The organism is Teichococcus vastitatis, assembly GCF_003604215.1.
Taxonomy (GTDB): domain Bacteria; phylum Pseudomonadota; class Alphaproteobacteria; order Acetobacterales; family Acetobacteraceae; genus Pseudoroseomonas; species Pseudoroseomonas vastitatis.
In genome coordinates this window covers 449,315-469,332 of sequence record NZ_QXGS01000002.1, presented here as the reverse complement: position 1 = coordinate 469,332, position 20,018 = coordinate 449,315, and the positions used below count along the sequence as shown (strand labels likewise).

Here is a 20,018-nt window from a genome sequence, read left to right as displayed (position 1 = left end):
CCGCAAGACGGCGGCGCGGGCGGGCTACTCCTTGGAAACGCGGTCGAAATAGGTGGCGAAGCCATTCCAGCTCCAGTTCCGCACCGTGTCGCGCACGCCGGCGACGTAGACGGTCTGGAACAGAAAGGCGGCGGGGCCACGCTGCATCATGTCGCGCTGCAACTGCCGGTACATCTCGGCGCGCTGTTCCTCGTCGCGCTCCATCAGCGCGGCCTCGACCACCTTGTTGGCGGCCTCGTCCTGGAAGGCCGCGCGCCAGGAGGGGAATTGCGTCAGCTTGGCCTCCGCCCGGTTGTCCGGGTTGTAGATCAGGCGGGACGCATTGGCGTGCGCGTCCGGCATGCCGGCGCCCCAGCCCAGCAGCGCCGTCTGGAACTCGCGCCCGCGATGCTTGGCGAAGAGCTGCGCATTGGCCATCTGCTCCAGCCGGAGGCGCACGCCGATCTTGGCGGCGTTGTTCTGGATGTTCTGCGCGATGGCCGGGCCGTAGGGATGGCTGCCGATGATCATGGCGGCCTCGAAGCCGTCCGCATGGCCGGCTTCGGCCAGCAGCTGCTTCGCCTTGGCGAGGTCGAGGGAGAAGGGCTGGCCTTCCGCCTCGTTCAGCGCGCCGAAGGAGCCGAGCGGCACGAAGCTGGCGCGCGCCACGCCGTCATAGGCCATCACGCTGTTGGCCAGCCCCTGGTAATCCACCAGGTAGCGCATGGCGAGGCGCACCTTCTCCTTCGCGAAGACCGGGTCGGCGCTGTTGAAGCCCCAGTAGAACAGCGTCGGCTTGCGGGTGCGCTCCAGCCGCACGCCGGGCGCCTGCTCCAGCGCCCGCATGTCCTCGGGCGTCAGGTTGCGGGCCACGTCGATGTCGCCCTTTTCCAGCAGCAGGCGCTGCGTGCCGGCCTCGGCGACATGGCGGATGATGATGCGCCGCAGCTTCGGCGCCGGGCCCCAATGGGCCTTGTTGGCTTCCAGCACCACCACCTCGCCGGAATTCCATTGCCGCAGGCGGTAGGGGCCGACGCATTCGGTGCGGCTGGCGAGCCAGCGATGGCCCATGTCGCCATCGACCTGGTTGGCGGTCAGCGTCTGGCGGTCCAGCAGCACGGAAACCCGGTTGGCGGCGATCGCCTGCAGGATCAGACCGGCGGGGTAGGGTTTGTCCAGCGTCAGCACCAGCCTGCGTGCATCCGGCGCGGTGATGCGCTGCTCCACAGTGTCGCGGGTGAAGCCGTAATCGGTCAGGGTCGCGGCGTTGCCGAAGTTCAGCTTCACCACGCGCTGCATCGACCAGGCGAGGTCCTGGGCCGTGGCGGGGCGGCCATCGGGGAAGACCAGCTTGTCGCGCAGGTGGAAGGTGATGCGTAGCCCGTCCTCCGACACCTCCCAGCGCTCGGCCAGGGCGGGAACCACCTTGGATTCATCGGCCGGGTCGAAGGCGGCCAGGCTGTCGCAGGTGTTGCCGAAGATCTCGTTGGTGACGACCTCGGCGATCTGCGCCGGGTCGAAGGTCGAGATGGCATCGATGTTCCAGGCCACCACCAGGGAGTCGCGCGGCGTGGCCGCCGGGGCGGGCGTGGCGGCGAGCAGCGTGGCCAGGGCCGCGCCGATCAGGCTGGGCAGACAGGGACGGGGCATCGGGCGCTTCCTTGCGGCAGACCGGGAGGATCGGGAAGCGAACCACAGAATGATGGCGGCGTCATGGGGGGCGCGGCCATGGCGCGGCTCGGCGGCGGCGGGAGGGGGCGCCGGGCCAGGGCCAGGGCACCCCGCCGCGCAGGGGTGGCTGGCGGCCAGTGGCTTTGGCACTGCCCAGCGCCGCGTCGAGGGCGCAGAATGACGTGGCCTCAGATCAAGGAAGACGAGCATGACGGCGAACCAGGGCGACACGGTGCGGATCGGCGAGCTGGAGCTGCGCTTCATGGTCGGCGAAGCGGGCGCCACCGTGTTCGAGTTCACCGTGCCGCCGCGGGCGCGGGTGCCGGTGCCGCATTCGCACCGGGATGCCGACGAGCTGGTATACGGGCTGGCCGGCGTGCTGACCGTCACGGTGGGTGACCGCAGGGTGGAGCTGGGCGTCGGCGAGGTAGTCTTTATCCCGCGCGGCAGCGTGCACCACCACGAGAACCCGCATGATGACGTGGCCCGTGCCCTGGTGGTCATCACCCCGGGCAGCATCGGGCGCGCCTATTTCGAGGAGATCGCCGAGGTGGTGAACGGCCCCGGCCGGCCCGACCCGGCCAGGGCGCGGGAGGTGATGCTGCGCCACGGCCTGGTGCCGGCCTGACAACCGGGCGGGACCGCGCCCCGGCGGCTGCGCGGCGGGGGCGCCGGTTCGGGGCGGCCGGTTCCCGGTCGCGGCTGATTTCGCCGCGCCCTGATCTGCTCTAGGAAAGGGCGCGTGATGCAGACCGACGCCCCCCGCCCGCCCCGCTCCGCCGCCGGCGCCACCCCCGCCATGGCGCAATGGTTCGCCGCCAAGGCGCAGCATCCGGACGGCTTCGTGTTGTTCCGCATGGGCGATTTCTACGAGATGTTCTTCGAGGACGCGCAGCGGGCCGCCGAGATCCTGGGCCTCGCCGTGGCGCATCGGGGCGAGCATCAGGGCGAGCCGATCCCGATGGCCGGGGTGCCGGTGCACGCGCTGGAGGGCTATCTGGCGCGGCTGATCCGCCAGGGCCACCGCGTCGCCATCTGCGAGCAGCGGGAAACCCCCGAACAGGCCAAGGCGCGCCGCGCGCCCACCATCCGGCGCGAAATCGTGCGCGTGGTCACCCCCGGCACGGTGACCGAGGAGGCGCTGCTGGAGAATGGCCGCCAGCCCTGGCTGCTGGCGCTGGCCGAGGCGAATGGGGAATTGGGGGCCGCCTGGGCGGACCTTTCCACCGGCGCCCTCGCCTGCGAAACGCTGCCGCCGGCCGAGCTGCCGGCCCTGCTGGCGCGGCTCGACCCGGCCGAGGTGCTGGCGCCGGACAACTGGCTCGGCCGCCCGGCCCTGCACCCGGTGGCGGACCGGCTGACGCCTGTTGAGGCGCCGCGCGACGCCGCCGCGCGCGTCGCCGCCTTTTTCGGCGTGGCCTCGCTGGATGGCTTCGGCAGCTTCGCCCCGGCCGAGGCGGCGGCTTGTGCGGTGGTGCTGGAATACCTGCGCCGGACCCAGGGGACGGGAATGGCGGGCGAGGACGCCGTGCCCCGGCTGCGCCCGCCGGAGCCGCAGGGCGGGCGCGGCACGCTGCGCATGGACGCCGCCACCCGCCGCTCGCTAGAGATCCTGCGAAGCGAGCGCGGCGACACCCGCAACTGCCTGCACGCGGCGGTGGACCGCACGCTCACCGCCGCCGGCTGCCGCGAGCTGGCCTCGCGCCTCGGCGCGCCGCTGACCGATGGCGCCGCCATCGCCGCCCGCCACGACGCGGTGGGGTTCCTGCTGGACGCGCCGCCGCTGCGCACCGCGTTGCGCGGCTGCCTGAAGGGGGCGCCGGACATGGCGCGCGCCCTGGCCCGGCTGGCCCTGGACCGCTTCGCGCCGCGCGATCTCGCGGCGCTGCGCGACGGGCTGGCGCGCGCCGACGCCATGGCCGCGGCGCTGGACGAGGCGGCGCCCCTGCCCGCCCTGCTGCGCGACGCCCGCGCCGCGCTGCGCCCGGAAGTCTCCGGTGGCACCTCGCCGCGCGCCGAGCTGGAGCGCGCCCTGGCCGCCGAGCTGCCCGCCCGGCTGGAGGACGGCAACCTGGTCGCCCCCGGCTATGACGGGGAGTTGGACGCGCTGAAGCAGCTGCGCGACGACGCGCGCGGCGCCATCGCGGCGATGCAGATGCAGCTGGCGCAGGATTGGGGCGTCGCCAGCCTGAAGATCCGCCACCACCAGCAATTCGGCTTCCTGGCCGAGCTGCCGGCCGCCGCCGGGGAGAAGCTGCTGCGCGGCGCCCCCGCCGCGCTGGAGGGCACGCCGCATGCCCCGGTGCACCGGCAGACCATGGCCAATGCGCATCGCTTCACCTGCGCGGCGCTGGCCGAGCTGGACCGGCGGCTCGCCGCCGCCGGCGAACAGGCGCAGAAGCGCGAGGCCGTGGTGGTGCGCCACCTGCGCGCGCTGTGCCTCGGCGCCGGCGCGGCGATCGACGCCGCCGCCGCGGCCTTGGCCGAGATCGACGTGCAGGCCGGCGCGGCGGAGCTGGCGGCGGGCGGCGTGTGGTGCCGGCCGGAGCTGACCGACCGCGCCGACTTCGCCATCCGGCAGGCGCGCCACCCGGTGGTGGAGGCGGCGCTGGGGCGCACCCGCGGGCCGGCCTTCGTGCCCAACGATGCCGACCTGTCCGCCGGGCAGCGCCTGTGCCTGCTGACCGGTCCCAACATGGCCGGCAAATCCACCTTCCTGCGGCAGAACGCGATCCTGGTGGTGCTGGCCCAGGCCGGGCTGTTCGTGCCGGCATCCGCGGCGCGGCTTGGCCTGGTGGACCGGCTGTTCTCCCGCGTCGGCGCGGCGGACGACATCGCCGGCGGCCGCTCCACCTTCATGGTGGAGATGACGGAAACCGCGGCGATCCTGAACCAGGCCACCGCGCGCTCGCTGGTGGTGCTGGACGAGGTGGGGCGCGGCACCGCCACCTGGGACGGCCTCGCCATCGCCTGGGCGGTGCTGGAGGCGCTGCACGACCGCATCCGCTGCCGCGCCATCTTCGCCACCCATTTCCACGAGCTGACCGCGTTGTCCGGCAAGCTGCCGGAGCTGCGGCTGGCGCACATGCAGGTGCGCGAGCATCGCGGCGAGGTGGTGTTCCAGCACCTGGTGGCGCCGGGTGCCGCCGAGAAATCCTGGGGCCTGCACGTGGCGCGGCTCGGCGGCGTGCCGCGCGCCGTGGTGGCGCGGGCCGGCGCCGTGCTGGCGGCGCTGGAGCAGCGGGCGGCGGGGCTGGAGCCGCTGGCGGAGGAATTGCCGCTGTTCAGCGCACCGCCAACATCGGTCCGGCCAGTCGGCCCGCCCTCCGGGCCGCCGGCGGTGGAGCCGGCCCTGCTGGCGGAGCTGGACCGGCTCGACCCCGACAGCCTGTCGCCGCGGGATGCTCTGGCAGCGCTGTACCGCCTGAAAATGCTGCACCAGCGAAATGAGCCGGCATTTTGCCATCACGAAGCTGTTGCCCCGGCGCGCGACACGATAACATCGGTGGAATGAGAAGCTCCGGCGATCTGCCCGACGCCATTGCCCCTGCCGAACCAGTCCCAACCACCTTGCGGCCCCTGCCGGACGTGGTGCTCGACCTCGTGCCGCGCGGCGCGCCCCCCCTGCCGCGCGATGCCGCGCTGACGCTGCTGCGCCGGCAGCTCGGCCGCATCCAGTCCCGCGTGCAGGAAGTGTTCGAGGCGCATGCCCTGTCCGGCCTCACCGCCGCGCGCATGCTGGGCGAGCTGACCGACGGGCTGATCTTCGCCATCCACGCCTACACCCTGGCGCAGGTGGTTCCCGACCGCTCCGGCCCGGGTGCCGGCGCTGCCGAGCCCTCCTTCGTGCTGGCGGCCACCGGCGGCTATGGCCGCGGCGTGCTGGGACCGTATTCGGACATCGACCTGCTGTTCCTGTCCGACCGCCCGATGGGCCCGGCCGGCCGCCGCGCGGTGGAGTTCATGCTCTACCTGCTGTGGGATCTGGGGCTGAAGGTCGGCCACGCCACCCGCTCCATCCCGGAATGCCTGGAGGATGCGCGCTCTGACGCCACCATCCAGACCGCGCTGCTCGACGCCCGCTTCCTGGCCGGCGATCCGGCGGTGTTCACCCGGTTCGACGAGGCCTTCACCGAGGCCCGCCAGCGCTGGGGCATGGGCCAGTTCCTCGTCGCCAAGCGGGCCGAGCGCACGGCGCGCCACAAGCGCTACGGCGACAGCCCCTATCTGGTGGAGCCGCACCTCAAGGAGGGCCGCGGGGGCTTGCGCGACGTGCAGACCATGTACTGGCTGGCGCGCTACGCCTTCGGGGTGCGCAAGATGCCGGAGCTGGTCGGCCCGGACAGCCCCGGCGGCGGGCTGCTGACGGCGCGCGAGGCACGCGCCTTCCGCCGCGCCTGGGACTTCCTGTGGACGGTGCGCTTCCACCTCCACTACGTCACCGGCCGGGCCGAAGAGCGGCTCACCTTCGACCTGCAGCCGGTGGTGGGCGCCCGCATGGGCTACACCCGCCACGGCAAGCAGGACGGGGTGGAGCGCTTCATGAAGCACCTGTTCCTGACCGCGAGGGACGTGGTGCGGCTGTCCCGCCTGCTGGAGCCGGCGATCGAGCGCGCCACGCTGGGCGCCCCCGCCGTCAGCCGCAGCGCCGACCCGGCGCTGACCGCGGCCGGCCTCGGCATCGCCGACGGCAAGCTGCTGATCATCCCCGGCCTGCCGGTGGAGCAGGACCCGGCGGTGATGCTGCGGCTGGTGCAGGCCTCGCGCGACCGCGGGCTGGAGCTGCACCCGCTGGCGCATCGCGCGCTGATCCGCAACGCGCCGCTGGCCGTCGGCATGCGCGGCGACGCCCGGGCCAGCGAGCTGTTCCTGAACCTGCTGGAAGGTCGCAACTCGGCGCGCTGGATGCGGGTGCTGAACGAGGTCGGCTTTCTGAGCCGCTTCATTCCCGACTGGGCGCGCATCGTCGGGCTGATGCAGTTCGACACCTACCACGTGTTCACCGTCGAAGAGCACACGATCGAGGCGATCCAGGTGCTCAACGAGCTGGAGCGCGGCGAGCTGGGCGAGGCGGTGCCGGTGGCCTCCGAGCTGATCGGCCAGCTGCATTCGCACCGCGCGCTCTACGTCGCGATGCTGCTGCACGACATCGCCAAGGGCCGCGGCGGCGACCATTCGGAACTCGGCGCCGGCCTGGCGCAGGAGATCTGCCCGCGCCTCGGCCTGACGCCGGAGGAAACCGAGACGGTGTCCTGGCTGGTGCTGAACCACCTGCTGGTCAGCCAGACCGCCTTCAAGCGCGACATCGACGATCCCAAGACCATTCTCGACATCGCCGAGGTGGTGCAATCGCCCGAACGGCTGCGCTTGCTGCTGGTGCTGACGGTGGCCGACATGCGCGCGGTCGGCCCCAAGGTGTGGAACGGCTGGAAGGCGACGCTGCTGCGCGAGCTGTACTGGCGCGTGGCCGAGGTGCTGGCCGGCGGCCTATCGGTGCCGGAGCGCGACGTGCGCGTGGCCCGCGCCAAGCAGGCGGCGGCATCCATGCTGGAAGGCCAGCCCAAGGAGTGGGTGGAGCATTTCCTGGGCCTCGGCTATCCCGGCTACTGGCTTTCCTTCGACCCCGAGAGCCATGCCCGCCACGCCGGCATGCTGCGCGAGGCGGAGGAGCGCGGCGCGCCGCTGTCCGTCGCCACTCGCGTGCTGGAAGCGCGGGCGGTGACCGAGGTGACGGTGTATTGTTCCGACCATCCCGGCCTGTTTTCCCGCATCGCTGGGGCGCTGGCGGTGGCCGGCGCCACCATCGTCGATGCCCGCATCCACACCATGACCAACGGCATGGCGCTGGACACCTTCTGGGTGCAGGACGCGCAGGCGGGCACGGGCGGCGCCTTCGACGCGCCGCACAAGCTGGCCAAGCTGTCGGTGCTGATCGAGCAGGCGCTGAGCGGCCGGCTCAACCTGGTGGGGGAGATCCGCAAGGTGCGGCGGGAGCCGGCGCGGCTGCGCGCGGTGCAGATCCCCGGCCGGGTGGTGATCGACAATTTCGCCTCCAACACCCACACCGTGATCGAGCTGAACGGCCGCGACCGACCGGGCCTGCTGCATGACGTGACCGGGGCGATCTCGGCGCAGGGGCTGCAGATCGCCTCGGCGCACATTACCACCTACGGCGTGCGTGCGGTGGACGTGTTCTATGTGAAGGACGTGTTCGGGCTGAAGATTGAGAACGAGCGCAAGCTCGCCTCGCTGCGCGCGGCGCTGCTGGCCGCGCTGGCCCCGCCGCCGGCGGAGGAGGAGGAAGCGACCCGCGCTTGAACTCTCGCGAAACGGCGCAACCAGAGCGGAAGCACGGCGTTCACCGTGCCTGCGCGCTCCGTCGCGCTTCACCGTTGGAGATCCTGCGCATGCGCACTTCCCTCGTTCTTCTCAGCGGCCTCGGCCTGATGCTGGCTGCCTGCAACTCCGGCGGCCCGAACGGCGCCGGCATCACGCCGCTGCCGGCCGGCACGGCGCCGAACTCCTCCTCCACCATCTCGCCGATCCAGGGCCAGGATGACCTCGGCCCGGGCCGCGCCGGCGCCGGCTCCTCCTCTGAGGGCAGGGGCGCGCCCACCGCCGGCACCGGCACCATCAACCCGATCCAGGGCAACAACTCGCAGCCCGCGCGCCCGGGCATGGGCAGCCCGTCGGCCGGCAGCTCCACCACCTCGCCGATCCAGGGCCAGGACGACCGCGGCCCCGGCATCCGCTAAGCCGGCCTCGGGGTTGCGCTCCCGGATCGGGAGCGCAACCCTTTCCTGGAACGGCCCTCACCCTGGCCGGCGCGCCCCCCGCGCCCCCAGGGCGTTTCGCATCCCATGCGCCCGCATCCCGCCTTTCTGTTCGGCATCGGCTGCGCGCCCACCGCCGGGCGCCAGATCCGTTTCCACCCCGCCCGGGGCTCCGGCGGCCGGCACTGGCGCTCTCCATCCCATCGAGGGCGGGATCTTCCGGCCGGCGCGCATCCCGGCCCGGGCTGCCCCGCCGCCAAGAGCGGCCCCCCACCCCCCCATCCAGGGGCAGGGTGAATGCGGCGCCGGCGCGGAGTGACGCCGCCTGGACCCGGCCGGCAATCCTCCCTATCTGGGGGAATGCCGCATCGCCGGCCGATCCTGCGGCACAAGCGGGTCGCCGGTGTGCCGTTCTTCTCCTGGATCTGTTTGCCTCATCATGCCTCGCCGCGGCCGCCGCCTGACCGAGTCGGAACAAGCCTTGTGGCGCGCCTATGCCACCACGGTGACGCCGCTGCCCGGCCATGCGCTGCCATCCCTGCCTGCCGCCCCGGTTGAGCCGGACCCGCCGCCCCTGCCGCCCGTGGCCGGAACGGCGGTGCGGATGCCGCGCCTGCCCGCGCCACCGCCGCAGGTGGCGGTGGGCCACCAGCCCAGCGGGCTCGACCACCATCGCTGGAAGGATCTGCGCCGCGGCCGCACGCGGCCGGAGCGGACGCTGGACCTGCATGGCCGGCGCGCCCAGGAAGCTTGGCTGGCGGTGCGCGCCTTTCTGCTGGCGGCGCATGCCGAGGGGCTGCGCTGCGTGGCGGTGGTCACTGGCAAGGGACCGGCGCCGGAGGGCGGGGTGTTGCGGCGGGAGCTGCCGCATTGGCTGAACAATCCGGAATTGCGGCCGCTGGTGCTGGGTGCCGCGCATCCGGCGCCGAATTCCGGCGTGGTGCACCTGTTGCTGCGGCGCCGCCGGGCCGCGCCGCCACGATGACGCCCTTCGGCGCCAAGCTGCGCGCGCTGCGCCAGGCGCGCGGCATGACCCTGGCCGAGATGGCGGGCGCGCTGCAGGTGTCCTCGGCCTATCTCTCGGCCCTGGAGCATGGCCGGCGCGGCCGCCCGTCCCCGGGCCTGGTGCACCAGGTGAACGAGCATTTCGGCCTGATCTGGGACGATGCCGAGGAAGTGGCGCGGCTGGCCCGGCTGTCGCACCCGCGCGTGGTGCTGAACACGGCCGGGCTGTCGCCGGTCGCCACCGAACTGGCCAACCGGCTGGCGGAGCGCATCCGCTTCCTGCCGGACAGCAGCCTCGCGGCGCTGCTGCGCCTGGTGGAGACTCAGGATGCCGGCAGCGGCTCCAGCACGTAGAGCCGCGCGGGTTCCTTCATCCGCCCGGCCGCCTCGGCGGCGGCCTCGCCCCAGCCCCAGAACAGGTCGGCCCGGGCCGCGCCCTTGATGGCGCCGCCGGTGTCCTGCGCCATCACCAGCCGGCGCAGCGGCTCGCCCGTCAGCGGATGCCGCGCCACCATCCAGACCGGGCGGCCGAGCGGGATCTCCGTGCGGTCCACCGCCGCCGAGCGCCCCGGCGTCAGCGGCACGCCGAGCGAGCCGGAGGGCCCCTGCTCCGCCCGCGCCGCGGTGTCGCGGAAGAACACGTAGGACGGGTTCTCCTCCATCAGCGCCCGGGCGCGGTCGGGGCCGGCGCGGTCCAGCCAGGCGAGAATGGTCTGCATCGACACCTGCTCGCGCGGGATTTCGCCGCGATCGGCCAGCAGGCGGCCGATCGGCACATAGGCGCGGCCGTTCTGCGCCGCGTAGCCCATGCGGCGGACGCTGCCATCCGGCAGCACCACGCGCCCGGAACCCTGGATCTGCAGAAAAAATTTCGCCGCCGGATCATCCACCCAGAGCAGGATGGGGGCGGAGCTGCCGCCTGCCTCGATGGCGGCGCGGTCGGGATAGGGGGCGAGGCGGCCATCCTCCACCCGGCCGGCGACGCGGCGCCCCTTCAGGTCGGTGGCGAAGCGGCCGAGATCGACCTCCACCAGATCGGCGGGCCGGCCGCGCAGCGGCGCGGGATAGCCGGCGGCCGGGGTGGCGGAGCCGCGCAGCTCCGGCTCGTAATAGCCGGTCACCAGCCCTTCGCCGGCGTCGCGCAGGGTGAAGCGCCGTTCAAAGAAGGCGCGGGCCGCCGCGTCGTCTCCCGCCGGCAGGGCGGCCGCCTCCGCGCAGAGCGGCGCCGGCAGGCCGGAACGCCCGCAGCCGGCCACAAAGGCGGGCACCGCATCGGCCAGCCGGTCCTCGCCCCAGCCCGGCAGCTCGGCGACGCGCCGTGGCGGGGTGGAGCAGGCGGCCAGCAGCGCGGCGAGCGCCGCCAGCCCCCAGGCGAAGCGCGGCAAGCGGATCAGGCCGACTGCGTCGCCACCAGCTTCCAGGCCGGGTCGCTGCTGCGCAGGTCGCGCTGGAAGGTCCAGATGTCGGTCAGCTCGGTCACCGCCTCGGTGCCGGCCACCACCTCGTTCTGGGCATTGGTGGTCAGGTTCACCTGGTCGGACACGATACGCACCGTGATGTCGGCGATGCTGCCGCGCAGGGTGGCCGCTTCCACCGCCATCTCCTGGATGCTGCGCAGCTCGGTGCGCTGGTGCTCGCCGGCCGCCTCGCGCGCCGTGATGGCCTGCTCGAAGCCGGCATAGGTGTCGTCCGAGAGCAGGTTGCGCAGGGTGGCACGGTCGCCGGCGGCGAAGGCGGTGATCACCATGCCGAAGGCGCCCTCGGCACCCGCCAGAAAGGCCCGCGGGTCGAAGGTGGGGTCGGTGCGGCGGATCTCCTCCAGCGCCTGCCCGGGCGCGGAGCCGCCGGCCGGCAGGATCTGCCGGCTGCCGCTGCCGCCATGCAGGGTCGTGGTCGGGTCCGGCTCGCGCACCGGGGGAACGCCGGCCGCCGGGACAGGTTGTTCCTGCGGCGGACGCTCGAAGCCCTGGCGCCGTCCCAGCACGCTGCGCAGCCGCAGCACCAGGAACGCGGCCACCATGCCGAACAGGATCAGATCGATCGGGAAGCCGCCGGACATTGCTTTCTCCTCATGTGTCCTATCTAGGTGCCGCACGGCGGGGCCGCAACGGTCGCCCAGGGCTCAATCGGCGGCCCAGGCCGGCACCGGGCGCCTTGCGGCGCGCCAGGGGCGAGGCTACCTCCCGCACCAGCCATGGCTCAGGCCATGCCAAGGGAGGGCTTGCGATGATCCTGCTGCGCCACGGCCAGAGCGAGTTCAACCTGCATTTCACGGCCACCCGGCGCGATCCGGGCATCAAGGACCCGAAGCTGACCGCGCTCGGGCAGTACCAGGCGGAGCAGGCGGCCGCGGCCCTGGCCAGCGAAGGCATTACCCGCATCATCGCCAGCCCCTACACCCGCGCGCTGCAGACCGCGGCGCCGCTGGCCCGGATGCTGGGCCTGCCGGTGCTGGTGCAGCCGCTGGTGCGGGAGCGCTACGCCTTTATCTGCGACATCGGCACGCCCCGCACCGCCCTGTCGCTGCAATGGCCGGAGCTCGACCTCGCCCATGTTGACGAGGTCTGGTGGCCTGCCGCCGAGGAACCGGCGCCGCAGGTCGAGGGCCGTGCCAAGCTGTTCCGCGCCGAGATGAGCGCGCTGGAGGATTGGGACCGCACCGTGGTGGTGTCGCACTGGGGCTTCATCCTGTCGATGACGGGCGAATCGGTGGCGAATGGCCGCTGGCTGCGCTGCAACCCGACCGAGCCGGCGCCGGCCAGCATCTCCTGGAAGCATCCCTGACGCCGGGCCAGGCCCCGGCCCGCTTCCACACCGTCTTCCCGAGGAACCGCCCCGGCGCGCCGCCGGACGGCGTTGCGGTGCCGCATCGCGGCTGTGACAGCGGCGGCCGGTCGTGCTACCCCGCGCCGCGCAACCGGAACCGCATCTCACCGCATTTTCCTTGGGGCCCGCATGTCCGACACCAATTTCCCGCCTGAGAACGCCACCCCGAATGGTTCCGGGAACAATCCGTCCGGAAATCCTGGGCAGGCCGGCGCCGCGCCGCAGGGCCCGCTGCTGCTGAACCTGCAATACACCAAGGATCTGAGCTTCGAGGTGCCGGGAGCGCCGGAGCTGTTCGCCACCATGCGCGAGCCGCCGCGCATCGACCTGGCGCTGGACGTGCAGGCGCGCCCGCTGCAGCAGGACCAGAACGTGTTCGAGGTGGCGCTGCAGATCCGCGCCGATGCCCAGACCAACGGCCCCGACGGCAAGCCGCAGACCGCGTTCATCGCCGAGCTGGTGTATTGCGGCATCTTCACGGTGAATGTGGAGCCCAACATGGTGGAGCCGCTGCTGCTGGTGGAATGCCCGCGCCTGTTGTTCCCCTTCGCCCGCAACATCCTGGCCGACGTGACGCGCGATGGCGGATTCCCACCGGTGCTGCTGTCGCCGATCGACTTCGTGGCGCTGTGGCAGTCCCGCCGCGGCCAGCCGGGCGGCGCCGCCGCGGCCCCGCAGGCCTGATCCCGGCGCCCCGCGCGCCGGTCTGAGGCATGCTGAAGAACGTCCTGACCATCGGCGGCTGGACCTTTGCCAGCCGCATCCTGGGCTTCGCGCGCGACATGCTGATCGCCGCGACGCTGGGCGCCGGCCCGCTGGCGGACGCCTTCTTCATCGCGCTGCGCCTGCCCAACCTGTTCCGCCGCCTGTTCGGCGAGGGCGCCTTCAACGCCGCCTTCGTGCCTGCCTTCACCGGCACGCTGACGCTGGAAGGGCCGAAGCGGGCGCGCGAGCTGGCGGCGCGCATGTCGACGCTGATGACCCTGTGGCTCTCGCTGATCGTCGGCCTCGGCATGCTCTTCATGCCGCAGATCATGGCGGTGCTGACCCCCGGCCTGCGCGACGAGCCGCTGCGCTTCGGGCTGGTGATCGAGCTGTCGCGCATCACCTTCCCCTACCTGCTGTTCATCTGCCTGACCGCGCTGGTGTCGGGCGTGCTGAACGCGATCGACAAATTCGCCCTCGCCGCCGGCGCGCCGCTGATGTTCAACATGTTCGCCATCGTGTCGCTGTTCGCGCTGACGCCCTTCGTGGCGACGCCGGCGCATGCGCTGGCCTGGGGCACCATGCTGTCCGGCATCGCCCAGCTGGTGCTGGTGGTGGTGGCCTGCCACCGGGTCGGCATGGGCTTTCCCATCCTGTCCTGGCCGCGGGTGACGCCCGAGACGCGCCGCGTGCTGCGCTCCATGTTGCCCGGCGTGCTGGGCGCCAGCGTGACGCAGATGAGCCTGGCGATCGACGTGTTCATCGCCTCCCTGCTGCCGGTCGGCGCCATCTCCTTCCTGACCTATGCCGACCGGGTGGCGCAGCTGCCGCTCGGCGTGGTCGGCGCGGCGGTGGGCACGGCGCTGCTGCCGGTGCTGTCGCGCCAGCTACGCGGCGGCAAGCCGCTATCCGCCCACCGCTCCATGAACCGCGCCATCGAGCTGTCGCTGGCGCTGACCCTGCCGGCGGCGGCGGCGCTGATCGTGCTGGCGGCGCCCATCGTGCTGACGCTGTTCCAGCGCGGCGCACTCAGCGTGGCGGATGCCGAATCCGTGTCCTGGGCGTTGCGGGCCTATGCGGTGGGCCTGCCGGCCTTTGTGCTAATCAAGGCGTTCTCGCCCGGCTTCTTCGCCCGCGGCGACACGGCGACGCCGGTCAAGGTCGGCATCGCCGTGGTGGCGGTGAACCTGGCGCTGTCCCTGTTCCTGACCCAGTTCCTTCAGCATGTGGGCATCGCCCTCGCCACCTCGCTGGCGGCCTGGTGCAATGCCGGGCTGCTGCTGGCGCTGCTAGGGCGGCGGCGCCATTTCCGCGCCGACCGGCGGCTGCGGCGCAATCTGTGGCGGCTGGTTGTGGCCACCGCGGTGATGGCGGCCGGGCTGGCGCTGGCGCTGCCGCTGTTGTTTCCGCTGCTCGGCTGGAGCACCGGGATCATGCGGCTGGCCGGGCTCGGCCTGCTGGTGGTGCTGGGCCTCGTGCTCTATTTCGGCAGCACTCAGGCCCTGGGCGCGCTGCGCATGCAGGATCTGCGCCGCGTCCGGCGGTGAGGCGCCGGCCCGCGCCGGCGACGCGATTTCCCGGCCCGGCCGGCTTTCCACCCGGCCGGGCCGCGCTATCTTCGACCCATGACAGAAACCACCGATTTCGGCTTCCGCGAGGTGCCCCGCGACGCCAAGGCGTCCATGGTGCGGGAGGTGTTCAACAGCGTCGCGCCGAAATACGACGTGATGAACGACCTGATGTCGCTCGGCCTGCATCGCGCCTGGAAGCAGGCCTTCGTGGCCGCGATCGGCGCCGGGCCGCGCGACACGCTGCTCGACCTCGCGGCCGGCACCGGCGACGTGGCCTTTCTGGCCAAGCGCCGCGGCGCCGGATCGGTGATCCTAGCCGACATCAACGCCGCCATGCTGGTGGTGGGCGAAGGCCGCGCGGCGCAGAAGGGCCTCGTCGAGGGGCTGTCCTTCGTCTGCTGCGACGCGGAAAAGATCCCGCTGCCGGACGGCCATGTGGAACGCGTCTCAATGGCCTTCGGGCTGCGCAACTGCACCGACAAGGACGCGGTGCTGCGCGAAGGCTTCCGCGTGCTGCGCCCGGGCGGGCGGATGTGCGTGCTGGAATTCTCGCGGCTGGAGGTCGCGGCGCTTCGGCCGCTCTATGACGCCTGGTCGTTCAAGGCGCTGCCGATGATCGGGCAGCGCGTGGCACAGGATGCCGAGAGCTACCAGTACCTGGCCGAGAGCATCCGCATGTTCCCCGACCAGCCGACGCTGGCCGGCATGATGGAGCGGGCCGGGTTCGAGCGGGTCGGCTGGCGCAACCTGTCGGGTGGGATCTGCGCCATTCACACCGGCTGGAAGCTGTAGCGGCGGACATGGAAAAGGGGGCCGCGGCCCCCTTTGTTTCGTCGCGCCTAGTCCGGCCCGGCCGGGTCCGGCGCCAGATCAGGGCGACAGCGTCGCCTTCAGGGCGCTGCGCAGGTCGTTGCTGCGGGCCCATTGCAGCACCATCGGCTTGCTGAGGCGGGCCACCGACCACATGCCCATCAAGGTCAGGATCACCATGTTCTCGCGCGAGCCGAACAGCCCCGCCGTGCCGAGGAAGCCCATGCCGATGGCCCACAGCCCGGTGCGGAACACCTCCTTCGGGATCGCCTTCTGGTTCCCGCCCAGGCGGTAGGTCATGTAGACCACCCACATGGTCGCGACCTGGCTGAGCGCCAGCACCACGCCCATCGGCGTCGGGTGGATCAGCACGAAGATCGGGCAGTACTTCATGAAGTGCAGCATGGGATACATCACCAGCCGCGCATCGGTGCGCCGCTGGTTGTAGGCGAAGAACACCGCCCGCAGCACGATCAGCGCGCCGACCCAGAAGCCGATCGCCGCCGGCACGCTGTGCACGCTGAGCTCGCCGCGCCAATGCGCCATGCCGATGCCGGCGATGCCGAGGGTGATCGCCCAGACCCAGGCGCCCGGATAGATCGGGTAGGCGATGAAGCGCTTCACCTCGGCCGTGAGGGTCGGCTTCACCTCGCGCCGGGCGGCCACCATGTCGTTCTCGAAATAGCCCATCTCGTAGACGCACATGATCGACATCACGAGCAGCGGGACATACACCGCCGCCTCGATCACCTGCAGCCCCGACTGCGCCACGGCCAGCATCAGCAGCGCGACGTCCACCAGCAGGATCTGGTCGATCACGTAGGACCGCGTGTACTTGGCGCGCGCGGTGTAGCGCATCGGGACGTAGAGATGCTCGGCGGCTCGGAACTCGCCGCCCTGCGGCTCGATCAGGATGCCATGGCGGGAGCCGAGCAGCAGGTCGCGGTCGTCCAGCGAATCCGTGACGGCGGTTGATGCCGCCACCGCTTGGTGCCCGAACAGCTCCGTCAGCAGCGACAGCTTGCCGCGCGCGAAATGGCTCGGCCGCGGCAGCATCGGCGTGGCCACCAGCCGCGTCTGCTCCCACTGGCTGCCCCGCAGCAGGGCGCGCACCACGAAATCCATCCCGAAGGTGACGATCACCATCCGGGCCGGGTCCAGCACCGACAGGCTGCGCCGCACCGTGCGGCTCTCGTGCTCGGCGAACAGCGCCGGGGCCCGCCGCTTCCACAGCCACAGGTTCCAGGGCGTCAGCAGCACGATCATCAGCACGCAGGCGTAGTCGCGCAGGCGGAACCAGCGCGGCAGCCCGGTGAAGCGCCAGGGAATGCACTGCCGCACCAGGAAGTCGATCATCGCGACCAGCAGAGACGGCTTGCAGGAGGCGATGAACAGTTCGGTGCTGTTGCAGGAGAAGATGGTGTGGTCGAAATCAACGAACACGTCACCGTCGTCATCCGCAGCCCGCTGCCGGAGCGCATCATCCAGATCGCACCGGGCGAGATTATCGCGGTTTTCCGGCATCACAGCTCCCATGATGGTCGTTGGTGGACAACGGGACGAGAAACGAGAGTTTTTGGATGAACGTTCCGCCAACAGCGCTTCGGGTTGAATGCCACCTCGCAACATTTCAACCGAATAGATAAGTCAGGCAACCCAATGGCCCTCCAGGCCGCTTCCTGTAGCTTCTAGGACATTACGCCGGGACAAGCCCTCACGTTTCCTTGATCCTGACAATTTTGTGGGGTCGGGTTTGCCGGCTCATCTTCATCCAGTGTTTCAACAAAAGATACGTCCGAGTTCCGGACCCGCCTAGATTTGCGGCGGTGCACCCTGGATTCCAAGCCCGGCTTCCCGGCCGGCCTGGTCCGGTCTAGCTTGCGGCCCATGCTGGCCGATACCCGCATCCTCCTGATCGTTTCCGGCAGCGTCTCCGCCTACAAGGCGCTGGAGCTGACACGGCTGCTGCGCAAGGCCGGGGCGCGGGTGATCCCCGTGCTGACGGCCGGCGGCGCCCGCTTCGTCACCCCGCACGCGCTGCAGGCGATCGCCGGCGAAGTGGTGCACCAGGAGCTCTGGTCGCTCGCCGACGAGGCGGAGACGGGCCACATCCGGCTCGCCCGCCTGCCCGATCTGGTGGTGGTGGCGCCGGCCTCCGCCGACCTGCTGGCACGGATGGCGCATGGCCTGGCCGATGACCTCGCCACCACCCTGCTGCTGGCCACCGACCGGCCGGTACTGGTGGCGCCGGCGATGAACTGGGCGATGTGGGCGCATCCCGCGACATGCGCCAACCTGGCGGCGCTGCGGGAGCGTGGCGTCGGGGTGGTCGGCCCCAACGTGGGCGCCATGGCCGAGGCGGAATCCGGCCCCGGCCGGCTGGCCGAGCCGGCCGAGATCCTGGCCGCCATCGAGGCAGCGCTGGACGCGGCGCGGCACCGGCGCGAGCGTCCACCCGCGGCCGGATTACCCATGGCTGGACGTCCCCTGGCCGGGCGGCACCTGCTGGTGACCTCCGGCCCGACGCATGAACCGATCGATCCGGTGCGCTACATCGCCAACCGCAGCAGCGGCCGGCAGGGCCATGCCATCGCCGGCGCCCTGGCGGCGCTGGGGGCGCGGGTGACGCTGGTGTCCGGCCCCGTCATCCTGCCGGACCCGCCCGGCGCCACCGTGCTGCGGGTCAACACCGCGGCCGAGATGCTGGCCGCCTGCGAGGCGGCGCTGCCGGCCGATGCCGCGGTCTGCGCCGCCGCCGTGGCCGATTGGCGCAGCGCCGGCGCGGCCGAACAGAAGCTCAAGAAGGTGCCGGGCGAGGCGCCGCCGCCGCTGGCGTTGGCGCTGAACCCCGACATCCTGGCCACCCTGTCCGCTCATGCCTGCCGTCCCCGGCTGGTGGTGGGCTTCGCGGCCGAAACGGAGAACGTGGTGTCCAACGCCCTGGCGAAGCGGCAGCGCAAGGGGTGCGACTGGATCGTGGCGAATGACGTGTCGGGCGACGTGATGGGCGGCGCCGAGAATGCCGTGCACCTGGTCACCGCCGGCGGGGTGGAGGATTGGCCGCGCCTGCCCAAGGAGGAGGTGGCGGGCCGCCTGGCCGCGCGCATCGCCGAAACCCTGGCCGGGGGCGCCGAGGCATGAGCCGCGCCACCGTCGCCGTGCGCCGCCTGCCCCATGCCGAGGGGTTGCCGCTGCCCACCTACGCCACCGCCGGCGCCGCCGGGTTCGACCTGCTGGCCGCCGTGGCGGCGCCGCTGGTGATCGCCCCCGGCGCCCGCGCGCTGGTGCCGACCGGCCTGTGCGTCGCCCTGCCGCCGGGCCACGAGCTGCAGATCCGGCCGCGCTCCGGCCTGGCGCTGAAGCACGGCATCATGCTGCCCAACAGCCCCGGCACGGTGGACGAGGATTATCGCGGGGAGATCCAGGTCATCGTCCTGAATGCCGGCGACGCGCCCTTCACGGTGGAGCGCGGCACCCGCATCGCCCAGGGCGTGCTGGCGCCGGTGACGCGCGCGGACTGGGAGGTGGTGGAGACCCTGCCGGACACCGCGCGCGGCGCCGGCGGCTTCGGCAGCACCGGGCGCTGAACGAGGCGCCGTATCGGGCGCCAAATCGGGCCGGATCTGCGGCCGCCGGGCCGCGCCTGCGGGGAAAATCGCCGGCACTGAAGAAAGTCATGGGTTCGTTGCAGCTGTCTGCTTGACCGCAACCCCCGCTTGCGGGCCAGATCCCGCTATGGCTTGGCTTCGTTTCGCATCCCCGCTCATCACGCTGCTGCTGGCGCTGCCGGCGGCGGCGCAATCCAGCCTCGGCACCTCCAACCTCGGCGCGCCGCAGCCCGGCCTGTCGCAGCCGGTGCCGCGCGGCACCGCGCCCGAGCCGCAGGTTCTGCGCCCGCCGCCGGGCGCGCAGCGCGTGGCGCCGCCCGCCGGGACGGACCGGCCGCCGGCCTCGCAGCGCAACCCGGCCCCGGGCGCCGCCCCGGCCCGCCCGGCCACGCCGCCGGCCCGCGCCGTCGAGCCGCGCCGGCAGGAGCAGCGCCCGCAACAGGCCGCGCCTTCGCGCGCCGCCCCCACCCAGGCGGCGCCGCAAACCCCGGTGAAGCGCCCGGGGGCGGCCGCGGGCGCAGCCGCGGGGGGAACGGCGGCCGCCGCGGCAGCGGGCGCGGCGGCCGCCGCGGTGCCGGTGCCGGCTTCCCCGGCACCGAGCCGCGAGGAGATCGAGCAGCCCAGCATCGGCACGGCCACCGGCCTGCCGATCCCGCGCTTCGTGTCGCTGCGCAGCGACGACGTGAACCTGCGCATCGGCCCCGACACCCGCTTCCCGATCGAGTGGAGCTACCAGCGGCGCGACCTGCCGGTGATGATCGTGCGCGAATACAACCAGTGGCGCCGCATCCGCGACATGGAGGGCACCGAGGGCTGGGTGCATCAATCGACCCTGGCCGGCCGCCGCACCTTTCTGGTGAAAACGCCGCACGAGCTGATCCTGCGCGCCGCCGCCGCCGAGGCGAGCCCCGTGGTGGCCAAGCTGGAATCCGGCGTGGTCGGCCGCATCCGCGCCTGCCGGGCGGGCAATGCCTGGTGCGAGGTGTCGGTGGGCGGGCGGGAAGGCTTTCTGCGCCGGGCCGATCTGTGGGGCGTCGGCCCGGACGAGGACATCCAGTAGGCGCGCCGGC

The 20,018-nt window shown here is 72.4% G+C and carries 17 protein-coding genes; 13 read left to right on the top strand and 4 right to left on the bottom strand.

The window, feature by feature from the left end; translation table 11 throughout:
• Positions 1–24 precede the first annotated feature (24 nt).
• Positions 25–1,629: an ABC transporter substrate-binding protein gene (locus D2K64_RS05895; RefSeq protein WP_120007251.1), complete on the bottom strand. Its 1,605-nt coding sequence runs from the start codon at positions 1,627–1,629 to the stop codon at positions 25–27.
• Positions 1,630–1,858: 229 nt separating this feature from the next.
• Here D2K64_RS05895 and D2K64_RS05890 point away from each other — a divergent pair, with 229 nt between their 5' ends.
• From D2K64_RS05890 to D2K64_RS05865, 6 genes are all read left to right on the top strand, one after another.
• Positions 1,859–2,278 carry a cupin domain-containing protein gene (locus D2K64_RS05890; protein ID WP_120007250.1) on the top strand — a complete coding sequence of 140 codons (420 nt, stop codon included), beginning with the start codon at positions 1,859–1,861 and terminating at the stop codon, positions 2,276–2,278.
• Between the two features lie 117 nt (positions 2,279–2,395).
• A complete protein-coding gene (gene mutS / locus D2K64_RS05885) occupies positions 2,396–5,164 on the top strand; it encodes a DNA mismatch repair protein MutS (RefSeq protein ID WP_120007249.1) in 2,769 nt (922 codons plus the stop codon).
• Positions 5,161–7,968 (top strand): [protein-PII] uridylyltransferase, encoded by a 2,808-nt coding sequence (locus D2K64_RS05880; protein ID WP_120007248.1) that lies wholly within the window; start codon positions 5,161–5,163, stop codon positions 7,966–7,968. The genes mutS and D2K64_RS05880 overlap by 4 nt, the downstream gene beginning before the upstream one ends.
• 89 nt (positions 7,969–8,057) lie before the next feature.
• Complete coding sequence (locus tag D2K64_RS05875) at positions 8,058–8,405, top strand: hypothetical protein (protein ID WP_120007247.1); 348 nt, start codon at positions 8,058–8,060, stop codon at positions 8,403–8,405.
• A 457-nt stretch (positions 8,406–8,862) separates the two neighbouring features.
• The gene (locus tag D2K64_RS05870) at positions 8,863–9,408 is read left to right on the top strand and encodes a Smr/MutS family protein (protein WP_120007246.1); all 546 of its coding nucleotides are present in this window, start codon (positions 8,863–8,865) and stop codon (positions 9,406–9,408) included.
• Positions 9,405–9,782 (top strand): helix-turn-helix domain-containing protein, encoded by a 378-nt coding sequence (locus D2K64_RS05865; protein WP_120007245.1) that lies wholly within the window; start codon positions 9,405–9,407, stop codon positions 9,780–9,782. The genes D2K64_RS05870 and D2K64_RS05865 overlap by 4 nt, the downstream gene beginning before the upstream one ends.
• On the opposite strand, the gene mltA is transcribed toward D2K64_RS05865, so the two are convergent.
• Both mltA and D2K64_RS05855 read right to left on the bottom strand, forming a co-directional pair.
• The gene (gene mltA / locus D2K64_RS05860; RefSeq protein ID WP_238384035.1) at positions 9,752–10,813 is read right to left on the bottom strand and encodes a murein transglycosylase A; all 1,062 of its coding nucleotides are present in this window, start codon (positions 10,811–10,813) and stop codon (positions 9,752–9,754) included. The genes D2K64_RS05865 and mltA overlap by 31 nt on opposite strands.
• A 5-nt stretch (positions 10,814–10,818) precedes the next feature.
• Positions 10,819–11,487: a Tim44/TimA family putative adaptor protein gene (locus tag D2K64_RS05855; protein WP_120007243.1), complete on the bottom strand. Its 669-nt coding sequence runs from the start codon at positions 11,485–11,487 to the stop codon at positions 10,819–10,821.
• A 167-nt stretch (positions 11,488–11,654) separates the two neighbouring features.
• On the opposite strand from D2K64_RS05855, the gene D2K64_RS05850 reads away from it, so the two are divergent.
• The 4 genes from D2K64_RS05850 to D2K64_RS05835 all read left to right on the top strand — a co-directional run bounded on the left by D2K64_RS05850 (position 11,655) and on the right by D2K64_RS05835 (position 15,322).
• Entirely contained in the window at positions 11,655–12,212 is a 558-nt protein-coding gene (locus tag D2K64_RS05850; RefSeq protein WP_120007242.1) for a histidine phosphatase family protein, read from the top strand.
• A gap of 171 nt (positions 12,213–12,383) precedes the next feature.
• Complete coding sequence (gene secB, locus D2K64_RS05845; RefSeq protein WP_120007241.1) at positions 12,384–12,938, top strand: protein-export chaperone SecB; 555 nt, start codon at positions 12,384–12,386, stop codon at positions 12,936–12,938.
• Between the two features lie 29 nt (positions 12,939–12,967).
• On the top strand, positions 12,968–14,506 hold the full coding sequence (murJ, locus tag D2K64_RS05840) for a murein biosynthesis integral membrane protein MurJ (RefSeq protein WP_120007240.1): 1,539 nt from the start codon (positions 12,968–12,970) through the stop codon (positions 14,504–14,506).
• Between the two features lie 78 nt (positions 14,507–14,584).
• A complete protein-coding gene (locus D2K64_RS05835) occupies positions 14,585–15,322 on the top strand; it encodes a class I SAM-dependent methyltransferase (RefSeq protein ID WP_120007239.1) in 738 nt (245 codons plus the stop codon).
• A gap of 78 nt (positions 15,323–15,400) precedes the next feature.
• Here the strand turns inward: D2K64_RS05835 and D2K64_RS05830 are convergent, their stop codons facing one another.
• The gene (locus D2K64_RS05830; RefSeq protein WP_120007238.1) at positions 15,401–16,864 is read right to left on the bottom strand and encodes a hypothetical protein; all 1,464 of its coding nucleotides are present in this window, start codon (positions 16,862–16,864) and stop codon (positions 15,401–15,403) included.
• A 363-nt stretch (positions 16,865–17,227) separates the two neighbouring features.
• Between D2K64_RS05830 and coaBC the strand changes: the two genes are divergently transcribed.
• From coaBC to D2K64_RS25040, 3 genes are all read left to right on the top strand, one after another.
• Positions 17,228–18,481 (top strand): bifunctional phosphopantothenoylcysteine decarboxylase/phosphopantothenate--cysteine ligase CoaBC, encoded by a 1,254-nt coding sequence (coaBC, locus tag D2K64_RS05825; RefSeq protein WP_120007343.1) that lies wholly within the window; start codon positions 17,228–17,230, stop codon positions 18,479–18,481.
• Positions 18,478–18,927 carry a dUTP diphosphatase gene (dut, locus tag D2K64_RS05820; RefSeq protein ID WP_120007237.1) on the top strand — a complete coding sequence of 150 codons (450 nt, stop codon included), beginning with the start codon at positions 18,478–18,480 and terminating at the stop codon, positions 18,925–18,927. Before coaBC ends, dut begins: the two co-directional genes overlap by 4 nt.
• Before the next feature lie 148 nt (positions 18,928–19,075).
• On the top strand, positions 19,076–20,008 hold the full coding sequence (locus D2K64_RS25040; protein WP_202910508.1) for an SH3 domain-containing protein: 933 nt from the start codon (positions 19,076–19,078) through the stop codon (positions 20,006–20,008).
• Positions 20,009–20,018: the final 10 nt, after the last annotated feature.